Source organism: Labrys sp. Lb11, from assembly GCF_057554225.1.
Map to the genome: position 1 here is coordinate 865,532 of NZ_BAAJOT010000002.1, position 18,290 is coordinate 883,821.

Consider the following 18,290-nt stretch of genomic DNA (forward strand, 5'->3'; position numbering starts at 1 on the left):
GCGAGCCTCCCGTCCGCCTTCGAATCTAGCAGCCCGGTCCCATCGCGGAAAGTGCCTGTCTCCGCCACCGGACCGCGTCGATTCGTCGAAACGGCGGATTTTCAACGTCGATTTCAACGCTCGTCTCCACGGTGCGCCGCCAGTGACGTCGGGATCGCGGTGCCGCCGTCAGGCCGTCCGGCACGAGGCCGGCACCGAAGCCATCAACCAGGAGACGCAGGCATGGCAAACATCAGGGGGACCGACGGCGCCGACGACATCGGCGGCACTGTCGATATCGACTTCATCTTCGGACTGGATGGCGACGACACACTATACGGCCGCGGGGGCGACGATGTTCTCATCGGCGGCGCCGGCGCCGATGTCCTCAACGGCGGCATCGGCGTGAACACTGCGTCCTATCAGGATGCACTGGCCGGCGTGGCGGCCGATCTCCTGTTTTCCGCCGGCAATACCGGCGACGCGGCCGGCGACACCTATATCGCGATTCAGAACCTCACCGGTTCCGATCTCGACGACGGCCTGGGCGGCGACGACGGGACCAATGTCCTCATCGGCAATGACGGCAACGATCTGCTCGGCGGGCGCGGAGGCAATGACGAGCTTTTCGGCGGCGGCGGTGACGACCGGCTCAGCGGCGACGCCGGAGCCGATCGGCTGAGCGGCGGAATCGGCATCGATACGGCCGACTATTCGAGCGCCGGTGCCGGGGTGACGCTCGACCTCGATGTCGGGGGCACCGGCGGCGACGCGAACGGGGATACCTTCGACAGCATCGAGGCCGTCTCCGGCTCCAGGTTCGGGGACGGCCTGAGGGGCCGGGAGGCTGCGGCCGACATGATTTTCGGCATGGACGGCGACGATGTCCTGCACGGCAAGAGCGGCGACGACAGTCTTTTCGGAGGCAGCGGCAACGACAGGCTCTTCGGAGGCTCGGGGGCCGATGCGCTCGTCGGCGGAGCGGGCGTCGACATCGCCGACTATACGGATGCGAAGGCTGCCGTGGTCCTCGACCTCGATACCGGCGGCACCGCGGGAGACGCCCGCGGCGACACCTATGACGGCATCGAGGTCGTCGTCGGCTCCAGCTTCGGGGACACGCTGCGCGGCCGCTCGACGGCGAGCGACGTGATATTCGGATTGGACGGGAACGATGTCATCGTCGGCGAGGGCGGTTCCGACGAGCTGCGGGGTGAAGCCGGCGACGATGTTCTCCGCGGTGGCGCGGACGACGACATGCTGATGGGCGGGACCGGCCAGGACAGGCTGGTCGGCGGCACGGGCGTGGACTGGATGCGCGGCGACGGCGGCGACGACACCTATTTCGTCGACGATGCCGGAGACACCGTCGACGAGACCACCGGCGACTCCAACGACGACCTTGTCGTCGCCTCGATCAGCTTCAGCCTCGCCAACACCGCCTCCGTCCTCGGGCAGGTCGAGAACCTCATGCTCACGGGTACGGCCGCCCTCGCCGGCACCGGCAACGATCTGCGAAATCAGATCACCGGCAATGGCGCCGCCAATGTCCTCGACGGCGGCGGCGGCGATGACCGTCTTTTCGGCGGCGCCGGCAACGACACCCTGATCGGCGGGGCGGGCTTCGACAGTCTCGACGGCGGTTCGGGGGCCGACATCATGCGGGGCGGCGCCGGCGGCGACCACTATGTCGTCAACAACGCCGGCGACGTGGTCGACGAGGCCTCCCCCGGTTCCGGAGGCAATGACAGCGTGACGTCGTCGATCAGCTTCAGCCTGGCCGACACCGCCGCGGTGCGAGGCCTGGTCGAGTCCCTGTCGCTCGCGGGAAGGGCCAACATCAACGGCACCGGCAACGATCGCGACAACTACATAACCGGCAATGACGGCGCCAACATCCTGAAGGGTGGCGGCGGCAACGACTATCTGTCGGGCAATGCGGGCAATGACCGGCTCGATGGCGGCAGCGGCGCCGATTACATGAGCGGAGGCTCCGGAAACGACGTCTATTTCGTCGACAACGTTGGAGACACCGTCGACGACAACGGCGTTTACGAGAAATTGGCCGGCGTCGACACCGATGGCCTCGACACCATCATCTCGACGATCAGCCTCAGCCTGTCGAACACCGCTCGCGTCACCGGCGTCGAGAACCTGACGCTGTCCAACGTCGCAACGGCGCTCGACGGCACCGGCAGCGCCGTCGCCAACGTCATCACCGGCAACAGCTTCAGCAACGCGCTCGCCGGCATGGCCGGCAACGACACGCTGAGCGGCGGTGCCGGCAACGATACGCTCAACGGCGGCGGCGGCAACGACCAGCTCCGCGGCGGCACCGGCGTCGACGCCCTGACCGGCGGCACGGGCGACGACAGCTTTGTCTTCGACACGGCGCCGAACGCCACGGCAAACCGCGACGCCATCCGGGATTTCTCCAACGTCGCCGGCAACGACGACACGATCTGGCTGGAGAACGCGATCTTCACCAAGCTCGGGGCCGGAGCCGCGCACGCGCTGGACCCAGCCTTCTTCCACGTCGGCGCGGCGGCAGCCGATGCCGACGACTACATCGTCTACAATCCGTCGACGGGCGCGCTGTTCTACGATTCCAACGGTAGCGGCGCCGGCGGGGCGATACAGATCGCGACGCTCGGCAACCATGCAGCGCTCACGGCGGGCGATTTCCTGGTGACCTGACGGTCGAGCCCATGGTCCGCGGTCGGCCGCCGGGCGATCGGCAAGGGCGAGGAAGCCTCGCCCTCCCTTCCGTCGTGCGGGCCGCCGTGCCCCCAACATGGTCGGACCACGCGCCGGCCGGCCGCACCGTCCCCGACGGCTTTGGCCCGGCCGGCCCCTCGGTGTAGGCTGCCGGCCGCCTCGCTCAAGCTACCCGGGAGACGCCCGCCATGCCGCAGACAGACGCAAAGCCGACCATCCGCATCGGAATCGGCGGCTGGACCTACGAGCCCTGGCGCGGCCCGTTCTATCCCGACGGCCTGCCGCAGAAGCGCGAGCTCGAATATGCCAGCAGCAAGCTGACCTCGATCGAGATCAACGGCACCTTCTACGGCTCGCAGAAACCCGAGAGCTTCGCCAAATGGCATGACGAGACCCCGGACGACTTCGTGTTCTCGCTGAAGGGGCCGCGCTTCACCACCAACCGGCGCGTGCTGGCCGAGGCGGGCGAATCGGTCGAGCGCTTCCTCACCAGCGGCGTCACGCAGCTCAAGCGCAAGCTCGGGCCGATCAACTGGCAGTTCGCGGCGACCAAGAAGTTCGACCCCGCCGATTTCGAGGCCTTCCTGAAGCTCCTGCCCAAGAGCGTCGACGGGCAGGCGATCCGCCATGCGGTCGAGGTGCGCCACGACAGCTTCCGCTCGCCCGACTTCGTCGCCCTGGCGCGCGAGCACGGCGTCGCCATCGTGGTCGCCGCCGATTCGGACTACCCGCAGATCGCCGACGTCACCGCTCCCTTCGTCTATGCCCGCCTGATGGGTACGCGCGAAAGCGAGGAGAAGGGCTATTCCGACGCCGAGATCGGCGCGTGGGTCGAGCGGGCCCGCCAATGGTCGGCGGGGACGGCGCCGGCCGACCTTCAGACCGCGGCACCGCCGGCAACCGGCGGCGGCGGGGCGCGCGACGTCTTCCTCTATGTCATCAGCGGCTTCAAGGTGCGCAACCCAGCCGCGGCGATGACGATGATCGAGCGCCTCGGCTAGAAGCTCGGGGAGCCCCCGCAGCCTCTGGACAAGGGCCGCTCGGCGCGGCGCTTGAGCGTTACATTTTCGTGACCGGGCGGCCGGGGATTTGCCGTTCGGCCGCCTCGGCTGCATAGTGCCGCCCCGCCTTGCCAGTTCCCCAGCCGAGTGCCCATGACCACGCCGCTTCGCGCCGCTCTCGCCCGCCTCGAACTGTTCGCGCAAGTCAGCGAGGCGGATCTCGACGCCGTCGTGGCCCTGGCCGTGGAGCGTCGCTATGCCGACGGCGAGACGCTGTTCCTGCGCGGCGATCCCGGCGAAGGCATGATCGTGCTGCTGCAGGGGCGCATCCGCCTTTCCATCGTCTCGGCCGAGGGCCGCGAACTGATCCTGCGCGAGGCCGAGGCCGGCGACGTCATCGGCGAGATCGCCGTCATCGACGGCGGCCGGCGCTCGGCCGATGCGGTCGCGGCTTCGCCCGTGGTCGCCGGCTTCATCGGCCAGCCGCCCTTCGCCCGATTGCTGGCCGAGCGTCCGGCCCTGCACATGCCGATCCTGCAGGTGCTGTGCGCCCGCGTGCGGGAGACCACCGACCAGCTCGAATCGATCGCGCTCTATCCGCTCGAGGCGCGCGTCGCCCGCTTCCTGCTCTGGCATCTCAAGCGCCACGGCCGCACCCGGCCCGACGGTGCCCGCATCGCGCCGCTGACCATCTCGCAGGGCGCCATCGCCAGTTTCGTCGGCGCCAGCCGCCCCAAGGTCAACCGCCTGATCGCCGCCTTCGAGGCGGCGGGCGCCATCGAGCGGCGCGGCGCCATCATCCAATGCGACGTGCCGGCCCTGATGCGCCTGGCGCAGACCAGCAGCGAGCACGCCTCACGCGACAAGGCCGAACGGCGTGGCTGATCCCGGCCACCGCCCGGCGATCGCGGCGGGGCTCGTCGCCTTCGGCCTGGGCATGGCCTTCCTCCTGACCGATCCCGGCGGCGCGGCGACACGGCTGCGCGAAAACGCCTTCGACCTGATGGGTATGCTGGTGCCACCCGCCCGCAAGCCGGAGGGCGTGGTGGTGGTCGACCTCGACCGGGCGAGCCTGGCCGCCAAGGGCTCCTGGCCCTGGCGGCGCGGCATGCTGGCCGCCCTGGTCGAACGCGTCCAGCAGGGACAGCCCGCCGTCGTCGGCCTCGACATCCTGCTGCGCGGTGCCGACCGCCGCGCGCCGGCGCCGGTGCTGCGCGCCGTCGCCAAGGAGGCGCGGCGCGAGGATCTCGCCGCCTTCGCCGACACGCTGCGCGACGACGACACCGACCTTGCCAACGTCATCTCCCGCAGCGATGTCGTGCTCGGCCTGGTGCTGGACGACGTCAGCCGCGACGCCGCCCCCTTCCCCGCGCCGATCGTCGTCAACGGCAAGCCCGGCCAGCAGCGCCTGCGCGAGGCCGCCGGCGTGGCCGCGCCATTGCCCCAGCTCGCCGACAGCGCCGCAGCCGTCGGCGTGCTGTCCCTATCCGCCGGGCCGGGAGCGCGGGTGCGCGACGCGCCGATCTTCGTGCGCGGCGCCGGCGAAATCTATGCCGGCTTCGCCTTCGAGGTGGTGCGCGACGCCGAGCAGGCCTCGACCTTCGTGCTGGAAGACGACGGCGAGGCGGTGTCGATCGGCCCGCTCAAGCTGCCGCTGCGCGAGGGCGCGACGATGCGCCTGCATCTGGCTGCCGCTTCGACCTGGCCGGCGCGCACCGTCTCTGCCGCCGACGTCATGGACGGCAAGGTGCCGGCCGGCCGCTTTGCCGGCCGCATCGTGCTGATCGGGACCAGCGCGCCGGAGGCCGGCGCCTTCTTCGCCACGGCGGCCGACCCGCTGACGCCGACCGTGCAGCTCCAGGCCGAGATCGTCGAGAACATCCGGGCCGGCCGGGTGATCCAGCGGATCGACCTGCCCGGCGTGGTCGAACCGGCGGTGGCGGCGGTGCTCGGGCTGATCGCCCTGGCCTCGGCCCTGATGCTCGGGCCGATGGCGGCTGCCGGTGTCCTGGCCCTGATCATCGTCGCCTGGATCGCCACCTCCCTTGCCCTCTTCGCCCGGATGGACCTGCTGGTCGACCCGGCCGGACCGCTGATCCCGGCCGTCGCCACCTTCAACGCCGGGGCGCTGGTGCTGTTCGCCCGCACCCGCAAGCTGCGCAGCGCCATCGAGCGCAAGTTCGGCCGCTATCTCTCCCCCGCCATCGTACGCCGCCTCACCGCCGCGCCCGAGGAGCTGAAGATCGAGGGCGAGTTGCGCGAGGTCACCGCCCTGTTCTCCGACATCGAGGGGTTCACCACCATGTCGGAGACCGCCGAGCCGCGCACCCTGGTCGGCGCGCTCGACGCCTATTTCGAGGGGGTCTGCGCCATCGTCATCCGCCATGGCGGCATGGTCGACAAGATCGTCGGCGATGCGGTGCACGGCCTGTTCAACGCGCCGCTCGACGTGCCCGGCCACGCCCGGGCGGCCCTGGACTGCTCGATCGAGATCGGCCGCTTCACCGCCGCCTTCCGCGAGCGCGAGGATGCCCGGCGCCTCGGCTTCGGGCGCACCCGCATCGGCTTCGAGACCGGGCCGGTGATCGTCGGCGACGTCGGCGGCCTCGGCCATCTCGACTACACCGCCCATGGCGACGCCGTGAACTCGGCGGCGCGGCTCGAGGCCATCAACAAGCAGTTCGGCACCACCATCTGCCTGGGCGCCCGCGCCGCCGGCGCCATCGGCCAGCCCGAACGCCTGCGTCCCCTCGGCACGGTGACGCTGCGCGGCCGGGCGGCGGCGACCGCCGTCTACAGTCCCTGGCCGGACGACGCCACCGATGATCGCCGGCGCGCCTATGACGCCGCCTATGCGGCGATGCAGGACGGTGCGCCGCAGGCCCTCGCGCTGTTCGAGGCGCTGGCGCGCGACTGGCCGGACGATCCGGCCACGGCCTATTGGGTGCGGACGCTGGCGGCCGGCGGGGCGGGACCGGCGGGGACCGGCAGCTCCCTCCCGCCCCCTTCGGCCTGAACCGTCACCACTCGCGCTGCGGCAAGGTCCAAATCCCGTTTTGCCGTCTGCTGCGTCTTCTTCCGGAAGGCGTGCAGCCCGTAGACGGCATCTCGTCGTCATCACGCAAGATCGCCACGAGCGATGCCGCGGGCGGCAGCCTGTTCAACCCCACGGTCCCCTGCGCGGCTCCGAAGCCCCCTGCCCGCCCCAGGGATTGTGCCGTCCGCCGGGCTCGCGGCCGATATCGTCGAGCGTCACGCCGTCGACGAAGCCGGGGCCTGCCGGCCGCCGCGGCGGGCCGGAGCGACGCGCGATCTCCTCGAGCGCGGCGATGCGGTTCTCGGTGTCGGGATGGGTCGAGAACAGGTTGTCCATCCGCGCGCCCGACAGCGGATTGATGATGAACATGTGCGCGGTCGCCGGATTGGCCTCCGCCGCCTGGTTGGGAATCTGGTGCGCGGCGTTGTGGATCTTGGCCAGCGCCGAGGCGAGCGCCAGCGGCTGGCCGCAGATCTCCGCACCGAGCCGGTCCGCCTCGTATTCGCGCGACCGCGAGATCGCCATCTGCACGATCATCGCCGCGAAGGGCGCCAGGATCATCATCAGGATGGTGGCGATCGGCCCCATGCCGTTGTTGTTGTCGCGGTTGCCCGAGAAGAACATGCCGAAATTGGCGAGCATCGAGATGGCGCCCGCCAGCGTCGCCGTCACGGTCATCAGCAGCGTGTCGCGATGCTTGATATGGGCGAGTTCATGCGCCACCACGCCCGCGACCTCGTCGCGGGTCAGGATCTGCATCAGGCCGGAATTGACGGCGACGGCGGCCTTGTCGGGGTTCGGTCCGGTGGCGAAGGCGTTGGGCTGCGGGTCGTCGATGACGTAGAGCCTGGGCATGGGCAGGCCGGCACGGCGCGCCAGCTCCGCCGTCATCGCATGCAGGGCCGGCTCCGACGCCGGGCTCGCCTCGCGCGCGCCGTACATGCCGAGCACCATGTCGCCGGAGCGGAAGAAGGCGAACAGGTTGGTGGCGACCGCCACGGCCAGCGCGATCAGCATGCCGCCCGAACCGCCGATCAGGAAGCCGACGCCCATGAACAGCGCGGTCATGCCGGCGAGGAGGATGGCGGTGCGAAAATAGTTCATGTGACATCCCGTTGCGGCCCCGTCGCGGGGTCACGCATAAGGATGGTGGGATTTGCGCCGCTTGCAAGGGCCTGCCGACGGTCCCGCGACGCGAACCGCCGATCGCCCGATCTAGGCACGCAGCCTCGCATTGCTTGCCGGGACGGACAACCCCGGCTCCTTGCGGGATGCGCCCGTCAGGCCGGCGGTCCCGCCCGGGAACGGCGACCGGTCACTTCCGCAGCGCCGTTCCCCTGCCGCATACCGACGCGGCTCCCTGCGGGCCGTTGCCGCCCCTCAGATCCAGGGGCGCGCCTCGGCGGTCTTCTTCTCGAAGGTCGAGATCGAGGGCGCCTTCTTCTCGATGGTGAGGCCGATGTCGTCGAGGCCGTTGAGCAGCTTCTCCTTGCGGGCCGGGTCGATGTCGAAGGTGACCACGCCGCCGTCGGGGCCGCGGATCTCCTGCGCCATCAGGTCGACGGTCAGCGTGGCGTTGGCGCCGCGGCCGGCGTCGTCGAGCAGCTTCTCCAGATCCTCGGGCGAGACCACCACCGGCAGGATGCCGTTGTTGAAGCAGTTGTTGTAAAAGATGTCGGCGAAGGAGGTCGAGATCACGCAGCGGATGCCGAAATCGAGCAGTGCCCAGGGTGCGTGCTCGCGCGAGGAGCCGCAGCCGAAATTGTCACCGGCGACGATGATCTTGGCCTGGCGATAGGCCGGCTTGTTCAGCACGAAGTCGGGGTTCTCGCTGCCGTCGTCCTTGAAGCGCATCTCGGCGAACAGGCCGGCGCCCAGGCCCGTGCGCTTGATGGTCTTGAGATATTGCTTGGGAATGATCATGTCCGTGTCGACGTTCATGATGTCCAGGGGCGCGGCGACGCCCGTCAGTGTCGTGAATTTGTCCATGGCCTGGGAGCCCCACGGTCTTGAAGCTTGATCGGCGCACCTTTTAGGGGTTCCATGGCCCGTCGGCAAGGTCGCTGGTGGCGCGAGGGATAGGAGTCATGTCGGGATTGCTGCGCCTGAGCGAGGCGGCGCGCCGCACCGTGGTGAAGGCCCTGCAGCCGGCCGAACCGATCGTCTTCGTCACCATGCCCGACCCGCGCGAGGCGGCGCGCCAGGCCTGGCCGACCGCCGTGGCCGGCGGGCTCCTGGCGACGCTGGCTGCGCCGATCGCGGTCCTGGCGCTGCAGGCGGTGTGGGGGGCTTTGCGCTTCGGCGGCGCCCTGGCCTTTCCCATCGCCATGGCGCTGATCGCCGTGCCCGTGGTGCTGATGGGCTGCTACCTCATGCTCACGCCGCACGCCGCGGCGCGCCGGGCTCGCGACACGGTCATCCTCGTCACCGACCGGCGGCTGATGACGCTCTCGCTGTCGGGCAGGCCGGTCCGCACCCTGCCTGCCAACGCCATCCTCGGCGTCGAGCGCCGCAAGGTCGAGCGTGGCTACGGCACACTGGAAGTCCGCCACGAGGCCGCCGATCCCGGCCGCGGCGACACGGCCGAGACCATCCTCACCGGCATCGACGACGTGCTCGAAGCCGAGACCGCCATCCGCCGCCTCTCGTCCGAGCGCTCGGTCACCCTGATCGAACCGGTGCACTGAGGGCGCTCAGTTCAGCGCCACGATCGTCCCGTTCAGCATGCTGACGAAGCCGACCCAGGCGAGGCAGGGCAGCATCAGCCGGCCGGCGGCGCGGTCGAGCCGCCAGAACGCCGCGGTCGTGGCTGCCGCCGCCGCCAGCAGGAGGACGCTGGTGAGCAGGCCGGCCTCCGGATTGTTCCGGCCGAAGAACAGCAGCGACCAGACCACGCTCAGAGCCAGCTGAACCGCGAACAGCACCAGCGCCTCGCGCCGCAGCGGTGTCCCGCGCGGCAGGGTGGCGACGCGGCCGGCGGCGAGCGCCATCACCCCGTGCAGCAGCGGCCACGCCGCCAGCACCATCCAGTCCGGCGGCGCGAAGGCCGGCTTGCGGAGATTCGCATACCAGCTTGCGATCTCCGAGGCTGCGATCCAGGCGTCGAGCGCAGCCACCGCGGTGCTCGCGGCCAAGGCCAGCGGAAAGGCCACCCACGGCGAGACCGTGTGTGGCCTGGTGAGGGCGAAGGACAAGGGCCTCTCCGATGTTCCGTATTTGTTCAGGCTATTGTGATTTCACCGCCCTGTCAAATCGGCCGGGGCGGCTGCCGCGCCGCAACGGCGGCAGGAAACGTCGCCTGCAGGCCACGAAATGTCCGTTTCCGGTCTTTCGCCCGTTCCCGCGCCGATAGCATGGCCGGGATGCGGGAGAGATCGGCCATGGCGCCCGAGGCGGAGACGACGGCACGGCGGGGACGCGGCGGGCGGGAGGCCAGGCGGAGCGGGCGCGGCGGCCTTGCCGCGCCGGCCTGCATCACCCGGCGCATCCCGCCCTACGAGCTCCTGTCCGAGGAAGCCCTGGTGCTGGTGGAGGAGCACGCCGACCGCATCCTGGAGGAGGTCGGGTTCGAGATCCGCGGCGACCAGGAGGCGGTCGACCTGTTCCGCGCCGCCGGCGCGCAGACCGAAGGCTGCCGCATCCGCCCGCCGCGCGGCCTGGTGCGCGCCATCATCCGGAAATCCTGCCCGGCGAGCTTCGTCCAGCACGCGCGCAATCCGGCGCGCTCGGTGGTGATCGGCGGCGACCACACCGTGTTCGCGCCGGCCTACGGCTCGCCCTTCGTCACCGACGCCGACCGCGGCCGCCGCTACGGCTCGCTCGAGGACTTCCGCAACTTCGTCAAGCTCGCCTACGCCTCGCCCTGGCTGCACCACTCCGGCGGCACCGTGTGCGAGCCGGTCGACGTGCCGGTGAACAAGCGCCATCTCGACATGGTGCTGGCGCACATGACGCTGAGCGACAAGGCCTTCATGGGCTCGGTCACGACCGCGCCGCGGGCCGCCGACTCCATCGAGATGTGCCGCATCCTGTTCGGCGCCGATTTCGTCGACGCCAACTGCGTCATCCTCGGCAACGTCAACACCAATTCGCCGCTGGTGCTCGACGGCGAGGCCAGCCGGGTCATCCGCACCTATGCCGCCGCCAACCAGGCGGCGGTGTGCGTGCCCTTCATCCTCGGCGGCGCCATGGGGCCGGTGACCACCGCCGGCGCCCTGGCGCAGTGCTTCGCCGAAGCGATGATGTGCGTCGCGCTCACCCAGCTGGAGCGTCCCGGCGCGCCGGCGATCCTCGGCAATTTCCTGTCCTCGATGTCGCTGAAATCGGGCGCGCCGACCTTCGGTACGCCCGAGCCGGCGCTGGGGTACCTGGCCATCGGCCAGCTCGCCCGCCGGCTCGGCGTGCCGCTGCGCTGCGGCGGCAACCTCTGCGCCTCGAAGATCCCCGATGCCCAGGCCGCCTACGAGAGCGCCAACTCGATGTGGCCGGCCTTCCTCTGCGGCGCGCATTTCATCCTGCACGCCGCGGGCTGGGCCGAAGGGGCGCTGGCCATGTCCTACGAGAAGTTCGTCATGGACGCCGAGCAGTGCGGCGCCTTCCACACCCTGGCCGCCGGCCTGCCGGTCGACGACAACGCCTTCGCCCTCGACGCCTTCCGGGAGGTCGGCCCCGGCAAGCATTTCCTCGGCTCGGCCCACACCATGCGCAACTACGAGACGGCCTTCTACGATTTCCCGCTGTCGGACAACAATTCCTACGAGCAATGGTCGGAGGAAGGGTCCAAGGACATCGTACAGCGCGCCAATGCCCGCTGGAAGGCCATGCTGGCCGCGCACGAGCCGCCGCCGCTGGAGGAGGGTGTCCGCGACGCGCTGGCCGACCATGTCGCGCGCAAGAAGGCGGCGGCGCCCGACGCCTGGTACTGACTCTCAGGGCTTCAGCCCGCTCGGCACCGGCGGCGGGCTGTCGAGCAGCAGGATGGAGACGCGGCGGTTCATCGCCATCGACGGGTCGTCGACCATGGCCGGCTCGGCATCGGCCTTGCCGACCACGGCGGCGAAGCGGTCGTCGGCCACGCCGCCGGCGGCGAGCACGTCGCGCACGGCCAGGGCCCGGTCCGAGGACAGTCGCCAATGCGCGGCCGAGCCGCCGTCCGTCTCGCCGCCGGCGAGGCCGCTCCAGGCGGTGTGCCCCGTGACCTCGACGCGGTTGGGCAGGCGCACCAGCACCGGCGCGATGCGCGACAGCATGGCCAGCGCCCGCGTGTTCGGGTTCGGCGAGCCGGGGGCAAACATCGAACGGCCGTCCTGGTCGACCAGCTCGATGTTGAGGCCCTTCGGCGTCTCCGTCACCCGCAGATTGCTGACGAGGTCGGAGAATTCCGGGCTCGCCTGCAGGGCCTGGCGGATCGAGGCGGCGGCGCTGGCGCGGCGCTGCTCGATCGCCGGGTCGACGACGCCCTCGACCTGGACGTCGCGCTTGCGCGGCGCCGGCCGGTCGGTCGCCTGCGAGACGTCGATATTCTCCACATGCTTCAGGTTCGGGCGGGTGGGCACGCCGTCGATCTCGACCACGCCGGCGAAGCGGCTCTCCTTCAGCGTGCCGAAGGCCTGCGCCATCGAGCCTGCCACCATCTGCAGCTTCTTCTGGTCCATGGTGGAATAGGCGGTGAGCATCACGAAGAAGCTCATCAGGAGGCCCATCAGGTCGGCGAAGGTGACGAACCAGCCATGGCCCCCGGCATGTCCCTTCTTCTTCCTGGACATGAGCGGTCCTCAGGCGAGCGCTTCGTGGCGCGAATGCTCGGGCAGGTAGGCCATCAGCAATTCGCGCACCAGGGTCGGGCTCTTGGATTCGCGGATCGCCAGCACGCCGTCGATGATCAGGGTCGAATTGACCTCCAGATCCTCGGCCTTGAGGCTGACCTTGTCGGCGATCGGCATGCAGACGAGGTTGGCGAGCACGGCGCCGTAGAGCGTGGCCAGCAGGGCGGTCGCCATGAACGGGCCCAGCTTGGAGGGATCGTCCATGTTGGCGAACATCTGGACCATGCCCACCAGCGTGCCGACCATGCCGAAGGCGGGGGCGCAGTCGCCGATGGCGCGGTAGACCTTCTGGGCCTCGTCGAGGCGGAACAAGGTGTTGTCTCGGTCCCGCTCCAGCGTGTCGCGGATGAAGTCCCGGTCGTAGCCGTCGGCGACCATGCGCATGCCCTTGGCCAGGAACTCGTCCTCGATCGCCTCGTTCTCCAGGGCGATCGGCCCGCTCTTGCGCACGATCTCGGCCAGGCGCGTGATCTCGTCGACCACCTCGCGCTGCGACAGCCGTCGCGAGGTGAAGGCGTATTTCATCGCCAGCGGCAGGCCGTGCGCGATGGTGGAGAAGGGAAAGCGGATCATCGTGGCGGCCGTGGCGCCGCCGAAGATCACGATGCCGGCATGCTCGGAGATGAACATCATCAGCCCGCCGCCGTCCATCATCAGGAAGATGAAGACGGCAAAGCCGAAAACGAGGCCGATTCCGGTTGCGATATCCATCTGGGAACCCTGACGCAGCACGCGGCGCGAAGCGGCCGGACGACCGTCGAACCTCGCCGCATCTTGGCCGGGGAAGATGAGCGCCGCGTTAACGTTGACGGCGAGGCAGACCCCCGGAGGCGCCCCGCCGCTGCGTCGTAAAGCCGCCACGGCGTGATTGCACCCACGGGCGCTTCGCGCTAAAGCCTCGGAGACCGAGCCTGCCGAGGATGCCCATGGCCGACCATACCGAAAGCACGATGACCGCCGGCGACTTTGCCGAGCACCAGCGGACCTATGACGGCTTCATGCGCCTGAGCGCCATCGCCCTGGTCTGGGTCCTGTGCGTCGTGGTGACGCTCGCCATCGGCGGCACCACCCATCGCTGGGTCCTCGGCGGCTTCTGGCTGGTCGTCGCGACCGTCGCTTCGGTTCTCGGCCTCGCCATCAAGAGCCTCGACTGGAAGCCGGGCGTGGTCGTCCTCGTCGTGATGCTGGCGACGCTGCTGATGGTCACGCACTGACATCGTTCCTGGATTCGACCCCGCGCCAAGCGCGGTCCCAAGCAGCGTCTCGCGGCCCTCGCCACGATTGACTTTGCGCTTTTGAAGCAAGGTCGGCGCTGCTCGGATTCACAAGTGGAAGCAGGTTCGAGAGACCCTGCTTGGAGACACGAGCCGGCAGAATCCGCCGCGCGAACCGGAGCGGAAAGGGGCGTCCGCGACACGGATAGCCATGTCTTCGCACCGACGAGCGGGCGCGATCGCCGCACAATTGCGGAGACGGGAGCCATGCGTATCGCCATACCCGCGGAGATCGAGGCGGGGGAACCACGCGTCGCGGCGACGCCCGAGACGGTGAAGAAGCTCATCGGCCTGGGTGCCGGCGTCGCGGTGGCGGCGGGCGCCGGCGACCGCTCCGGCATCCCCGACGCCGACTATGAGGCCGCCGGGGCTCAGATCGGTTCCGACGTCGTCCGCGACGCCGACATCGTGCTGAAGGTGCGCCGCCCGGCCGCCTCCGAGCTGGCGGGCTACAAGGCCGGCGCCCTGGTCGTCGCCATCATGGACCCCTACGGCAACGAGGCCGCGCTGGGCGAGCTCGCCGGCGCCGGCGTCAGCGCCTTCGCCATGGAGCTGATGCCGCGCATCACCCGTGCCCAGGTGATGGACGTCCTGTCCTCGCAGGCCAACCTCGCCGGCTATCGTGCCGTGATCGATGCCGCGGCCGAGTTCGGCCGGGCCCTGCCGATGATGATGACCGCGGCCGGCACCGTGCCGGCGGCCAAGCTCTTCGTCATGGGCGCCGGCGTCGCCGGCCTGCAGGCGATCGCCACGGCCCGGCGCCTCGGCGCCATCGTCACCGCCACCGACGTGCGCCCCGCCGCCAAGGAACAGGTCGCCTCGCTCGGCGCCAAGTTCGTCGCGGTCGAGGACGAGGAGTTCAAGCAGGCCGAGACATCAGCCGGCTACGCCAAGCCGATGTCGGCGGAATACCAGGCCAAGCAGGCGGCGCTGGTGGCCGACCACATCAGGAAGCAGGACATCGTCGTCACCACGGCGCTGATCCCCGGCCGCCCGGCGCCGCGCCTGGTCTCCGCCGCCATGGTCGCCGGCATGCGGCCCGGCTCGGTGATCGTCGACCTTGCGGTCGAGCGCGGCGGCAATGTCGAGGGCGCCGTGCCGGGCGAGGTGGTCACCACGGCCAACGGCGTCAAGATCGTCGGCCACCTCAACGTGCCCGGGCGCCTCGCCGCCTCCTCCTCCAGCCTCTATGCCCGCAACCTCTACGCCTTCGTCGAGACTCTGGTCGACAAGAAGGAGAAGGTGCTCAAGCCCAACTGGGACGACGAGCTGGTCAAGGCGACGCTGCTCACCCGCGACGGCGCCGTCGTCCATCCCGGCTTCCAGCCCAAGACCTCGGGTGCGTGATCGGATATGGTTTGAAAGCCATATCGGACCACCTCCCAACCGGGGCAGCGGACGCTACCCATCCCTTGCCATCGGCGGCTTCCGCGCCGCTCCCATGCACATCGGGGCCCACCATGCCGGAATCTCCTGAGAAACTGCTCGAACATGCCCGGCAATCCGCCGAGATGGCGCGCCAGGCGGCCGATTCGGCCCAGCAATATGCCGACCAGATCGCCGCCGCCGTCGGCGGGGCCGCGCACGCCGTCACCGGGGGGGCGATCGACCCCTTCGTCTTCCGCTTCGCCATCTTCGTGCTGGCGATCTTCGTGGGCTACTACGTCGTCTGGTCGGTGACCCCGGCGCTGCACACGCCGCTGATGTCGGTGACCAACGCCATCTCCTCGGTGATCGTGGTCGGCGCGCTGCTCTCGGTCGGCGTCGCGGTCGGCGACGGGCTCGACACCGGCCCGCTCTGGGCCCGGGCGCTCGGCTTTCTCGCCCTGATCCTGGCCTCGATCAACATCTTCGGCGGCTTCCTGGTCACCCAGCGCATGCTGGCGATGTACAAGCCCAAGGACGGCGCCGCGCCGTCCAAGAAGCACTAGGAGCGGACGATGTCGGTCAACCTCGTCCAGTTGCTCTACCTCGTCGCCGGCGTGCTGTTCATCCTGGCGCTGCGCGGCCTGTCCTCGCCCGCCACCTCGCGCCAGGGCAACCGCTACGGCATGATCGGCATGGCGCTGGCCATCGTCACCACCCTGGCCGTCGCGCCGCCCTCGGGCGTCTCCGGCTGGCTGCTGGTGGTGCTGGGCATCGCCATCGGCGGCGGCATCGGCGCGGTGATCGCCCGGCGCGTCGCCATGACGGCGATGCCCCAGCTCGTCGCCGCCTTCCATTCCGGCGTCGGCCTGGCGGCGGTGTTCGTCGCCGCCGGCGCGCTCTACGCGCCGGTCGCCTTCGGCATCGGCGAGTCCGGCGCCATCCACGGCGCCTCGCTGGTGGAGATGTCGCTGGGCGTGGCCATCGGCGCCATCACCTTCACCGGCTCGGTCATCGCCTTCGCCAAGCTCAACGGCAACATGTCGGGCAAGCCGATCATGCTGCCGAGCCGCCACCTCATCAACATCGCCCTGGCGGTGCTGCTGGTCGTGCTGATCGTCGCCTTCGTGACGAGCGAGAGCCACGCCCTGTTCTGGCTGATCGTACTGGTGTCGCTGGTGCTCGGCGGCCTCATCATCATCCCGATCGGCGGCGCCGACATGCCGGTGGTCGTGTCGATGCTGAACTCCTATTCCGGCTGGGCCGCTGCCGGCATCGGCTTCACCTTGGGCAATCTCGCGCTGATCATCACCGGCGCGCTGGTCGGCTCCTCCGGCGCCATCCTCAGCTACATCATGTGCAAGGCGATGAACCGCTCGTTCATCTCCGTGATCCTCGGCGGCTTCGGCGGCGACACCGCCGCCGGCGCCGGCGGGGCGGTCGAGACCCGGCCGGTCAAGCAGGGCTCGGCCGACGACGCCGCCTTCATCATGAAGAACGCCTCCAAGGTCATCATCGTGCCGGGCTACGGCATGGCCGTGGCGCAGGCCCAGCACGCGCTGCGCGAGATGGCCGACCGGCTCAAGGCCGAGGGCGTGGACGTCAAATACGCCATCCACCCCGTCGCCGGCCGCATGCCCGGCCACATGAACGTGCTGCTGGCCGAGGCCAACGTGCCCTATGACGAGGTGTTCGAGCTGGAGGACATCAACGCCGAGTTCGGCCAGGCCGACGTCGCCTTCGTCATCGGCGCCAACGACGTGACCAACCCGGCCGCCAAGACCGACCCGCAGTCGCCGATCTTCGGCATGCCCATCCTCGACGTCGAGAAGGCCAAGACCGTGCTGTTCATCAAGCGTGGCATGGGCTCGGGCTATGCCGGCGTCGAGAACGAGCTGTTCTTCAAGGACAACACCATGATGCTGTTCGGCGACGCCAAGAAGATGGTGGAAGAGATCCTGAAGTCCCTCTGACGAAGACGGGGACCGGATCACCCGCCCGGACGGAACCTGAGGTCCGGTCCGGGCGCTTTGCTGGAATGGGACTATCCGCGCGATGCCGGATTCGCCGCCTCGGCGGGTTCCGGCATCCCGCCCGGGGAGCGAACCGATGGGCGAACTGATCCTGCTGGGCGATATCGGCGGCACCAACAGCCGGTTCGCCCTGGTGCGACGCGGCGAGACGGCGCCGCGTTCGGTGCGCCACTACAAGAACGCGGCCTTCCCGACCTTCCAGGCGGCGATCGAAGCCTATATCGCCGAGGTCGGCGAGCGGCCCGATGCCGGGGTCGTCGCCATCGCCGGCCCGGTGGCGGGCGAGGTCGTCGGCCCGACCAACCTGGCGCGCTTCCGCTTCCGCCCGCCGGAGCTCACCGCGGCACTGCGCTTCTCCCGGCTGGACGTGATCAACGATTTCGAGGCGGTCGCCCGCGCCCTGCCGCACCTGCAGCGCGACGAGCTGCAGGTGATCGGCGACGTGGCCGACGGCGTCCCGGACGGCAATGTCGCCGTGCTCGGCCCGGGCACGGGCCTGGGCGTCGGCGCGTTGGTGCGCGGCGGCGGCCACTGGACGGCCGTGCCCTCCGAGGGCGGCCATGCCGAGATCGGCCCGCCGGACGGACGCTGGGCCGCGGCGCACGACCTCATCCGTCGGCAGGTCGGGCGCGTCTCCGGCGAGCACGTGCTGTCCGGCCCGGGCCTGGAGCGCATCGACGCCGCCCTGCGCGAGCTGGCCGGCGACATCAGACGGCTGAACGCCGCCGAGATCGGCACGCTGGCCCTCGCCGGCGGCGACGCCGTCGCCCGCGACAGCGCCGACCTGTTCCTCGACTACCTCGCCCGCTTCTCCGGCGACGTGGCGCTGATGTTCGCGGCCAAGGGCGGCGTGTTCCTCTATGGCGGCGTGGTGCAGAAGCTGTCGTCGCTGATCGCCCCCGACCGCTTCCGCGCCACCTTCGAGGCCAAGTCGCCGATGGAGGCGTTCCTGCGGCCGATCCCGGTGCGCCTGATCACCAGCCCGACGCCGGGTCTCGCCGGCTGCGCGGCGGCCGCGGCCGACTGGTAGGGCGGGGACGGACCGGACTGCCCGAACG

General features: G+C 70.0%; 16 protein-coding genes and 1 pseudogene. 11 read left to right on the top strand and 6 right to left on the bottom strand.

What is annotated here, in order from left to right; translation table 11 throughout:
• The first annotated feature begins 222 nt into the window (after nt 1–222).
• The 4 genes from AC27L4_RS09135 to AC27L4_RS09150 all read left to right on the top strand — a co-directional run bounded on the left by AC27L4_RS09135 (nt 223) and on the right by AC27L4_RS09150 (nt 6,714).
• Complete coding sequence (locus AC27L4_RS09135; protein WP_487141772.1) at nt 223–2,676, top strand: hypothetical protein; 2,454 nt, start codon at nt 223–225, stop codon at nt 2,674–2,676.
• Between the two features lie 209 nt (nt 2,677–2,885).
• On the top strand, nt 2,886–3,698 hold the full coding sequence (locus AC27L4_RS09140) for a DUF72 domain-containing protein (protein WP_487141773.1): 813 nt from the start codon (nt 2,886–2,888) through the stop codon (nt 3,696–3,698).
• Nucleotides 3,699–3,851: 153 nt separating this feature from the next.
• Nucleotides 3,852–4,583, top strand: a complete 732-nt coding sequence (locus tag AC27L4_RS09145; RefSeq protein ID WP_487141774.1) for a Crp/Fnr family transcriptional regulator — start codon at nt 3,852–3,854, stop codon at nt 4,581–4,583.
• Complete coding sequence (locus tag AC27L4_RS09150; protein ID WP_487141775.1) at nt 4,576–6,714, top strand: CHASE2 domain-containing protein; 2,139 nt, start codon at nt 4,576–4,578, stop codon at nt 6,712–6,714. The genes AC27L4_RS09145 and AC27L4_RS09150 overlap by 8 nt, the downstream gene beginning before the upstream one ends.
• 8 nt (nt 6,715–6,722) lie before the next feature.
• Here the strand turns inward: AC27L4_RS09150 and AC27L4_RS09155 are convergent.
• The 3 genes and pseudogenes from AC27L4_RS09155 to leuD form a co-directional block, all read right to left on the bottom strand.
• Nucleotides 6,723–6,806: pseudogene (locus AC27L4_RS09155) on the bottom strand (type II toxin-antitoxin system RelE/ParE family toxin); the annotation flags it as partial.
• Between the two features lie 52 nt (nt 6,807–6,858).
• A complete protein-coding gene (gene htpX, locus AC27L4_RS09160; RefSeq protein ID WP_487141776.1) occupies nt 6,859–7,839 on the bottom strand; it encodes a zinc metalloprotease HtpX in 981 nt (326 codons plus the stop codon).
• Between the two features lie 276 nt (nt 7,840–8,115).
• Nucleotides 8,116–8,724, bottom strand: coding sequence for a 3-isopropylmalate dehydratase small subunit (gene leuD, locus AC27L4_RS09165; RefSeq protein WP_487141777.1), 609 nt, complete (start codon nt 8,722–8,724; stop codon nt 8,116–8,118).
• A gap of 98 nt (nt 8,725–8,822) precedes the next feature.
• Between leuD and AC27L4_RS09170 the strand changes: the two genes are divergently transcribed.
• Nucleotides 8,823–9,422, top strand: a complete 600-nt coding sequence (locus AC27L4_RS09170) for a hypothetical protein (protein ID WP_487141778.1) — start codon at nt 8,823–8,825, stop codon at nt 9,420–9,422.
• A gap of 6 nt (nt 9,423–9,428) precedes the next feature.
• Here AC27L4_RS09170 and AC27L4_RS09175 read toward each other — a convergent pair whose 3' ends face one another.
• On the bottom strand, nt 9,429–9,929 hold the full coding sequence (locus AC27L4_RS09175) for a TspO/MBR family protein (protein ID WP_487141779.1): 501 nt from the start codon (nt 9,927–9,929) through the stop codon (nt 9,429–9,431).
• Between the two features lie 186 nt (nt 9,930–10,115).
• On the opposite strand from AC27L4_RS09175, the gene AC27L4_RS09180 reads away from it, so the two are divergent.
• Nucleotides 10,116–11,660, top strand: coding sequence for a trimethylamine methyltransferase family protein (locus AC27L4_RS09180; RefSeq protein ID WP_487141780.1), 1,545 nt, complete (start codon nt 10,116–10,118; stop codon nt 11,658–11,660).
• 3 nt (nt 11,661–11,663) lie between these two features.
• Here the strand turns inward: AC27L4_RS09180 and AC27L4_RS09185 are convergent, their stop codons facing one another.
• Both AC27L4_RS09185 and AC27L4_RS09190 read right to left on the bottom strand, forming a co-directional pair.
• Nucleotides 11,664–12,500, bottom strand: a complete 837-nt coding sequence (locus AC27L4_RS09185) for an OmpA/MotB family protein (protein WP_487141781.1) — start codon at nt 12,498–12,500, stop codon at nt 11,664–11,666.
• 9 nt (nt 12,501–12,509) lie between these two features.
• Nucleotides 12,510–13,271, bottom strand: coding sequence for a motility protein A (locus AC27L4_RS09190; protein ID WP_487141782.1), 762 nt, complete (start codon nt 13,269–13,271; stop codon nt 12,510–12,512).
• A 215-nt stretch (nt 13,272–13,486) separates the two neighbouring features.
• Between AC27L4_RS09190 and AC27L4_RS09195 the strand changes: the two genes are divergently transcribed.
• The 5 genes from AC27L4_RS09195 (at nt 13,487) to AC27L4_RS09215 (ending at nt 18,262) form a co-directional block, all read left to right on the top strand.
• Nucleotides 13,487–13,774: an aa3-type cytochrome c oxidase subunit IV gene (locus tag AC27L4_RS09195; protein ID WP_487141783.1), complete on the top strand. Its 288-nt coding sequence runs from the start codon at nt 13,487–13,489 to the stop codon at nt 13,772–13,774.
• A gap of 267 nt (nt 13,775–14,041) precedes the next feature.
• Nucleotides 14,042–15,181, top strand: coding sequence for a Re/Si-specific NAD(P)(+) transhydrogenase subunit alpha (locus AC27L4_RS09200; RefSeq protein ID WP_487141784.1), 1,140 nt, complete (start codon nt 14,042–14,044; stop codon nt 15,179–15,181).
• Between the two features lie 113 nt (nt 15,182–15,294).
• Nucleotides 15,295–15,765: an NAD(P) transhydrogenase subunit alpha part 2 gene (locus AC27L4_RS09205; protein WP_487141785.1), complete on the top strand. Its 471-nt coding sequence runs from the start codon at nt 15,295–15,297 to the stop codon at nt 15,763–15,765.
• A 9-nt stretch (nt 15,766–15,774) separates the two neighbouring features.
• Nucleotides 15,775–17,172 (top strand): NAD(P)(+) transhydrogenase (Re/Si-specific) subunit beta, encoded by a 1,398-nt coding sequence (locus AC27L4_RS09210; RefSeq protein WP_487141786.1) that lies wholly within the window; start codon nt 15,775–15,777, stop codon nt 17,170–17,172.
• Nucleotides 17,173–17,308: 136 nt separating this feature from the next.
• On the top strand, nt 17,309–18,262 hold the full coding sequence (locus AC27L4_RS09215; RefSeq protein ID WP_487141787.1) for a glucokinase: 954 nt from the start codon (nt 17,309–17,311) through the stop codon (nt 18,260–18,262).
• Nucleotides 18,263–18,290 lie beyond the last annotated feature (28 nt).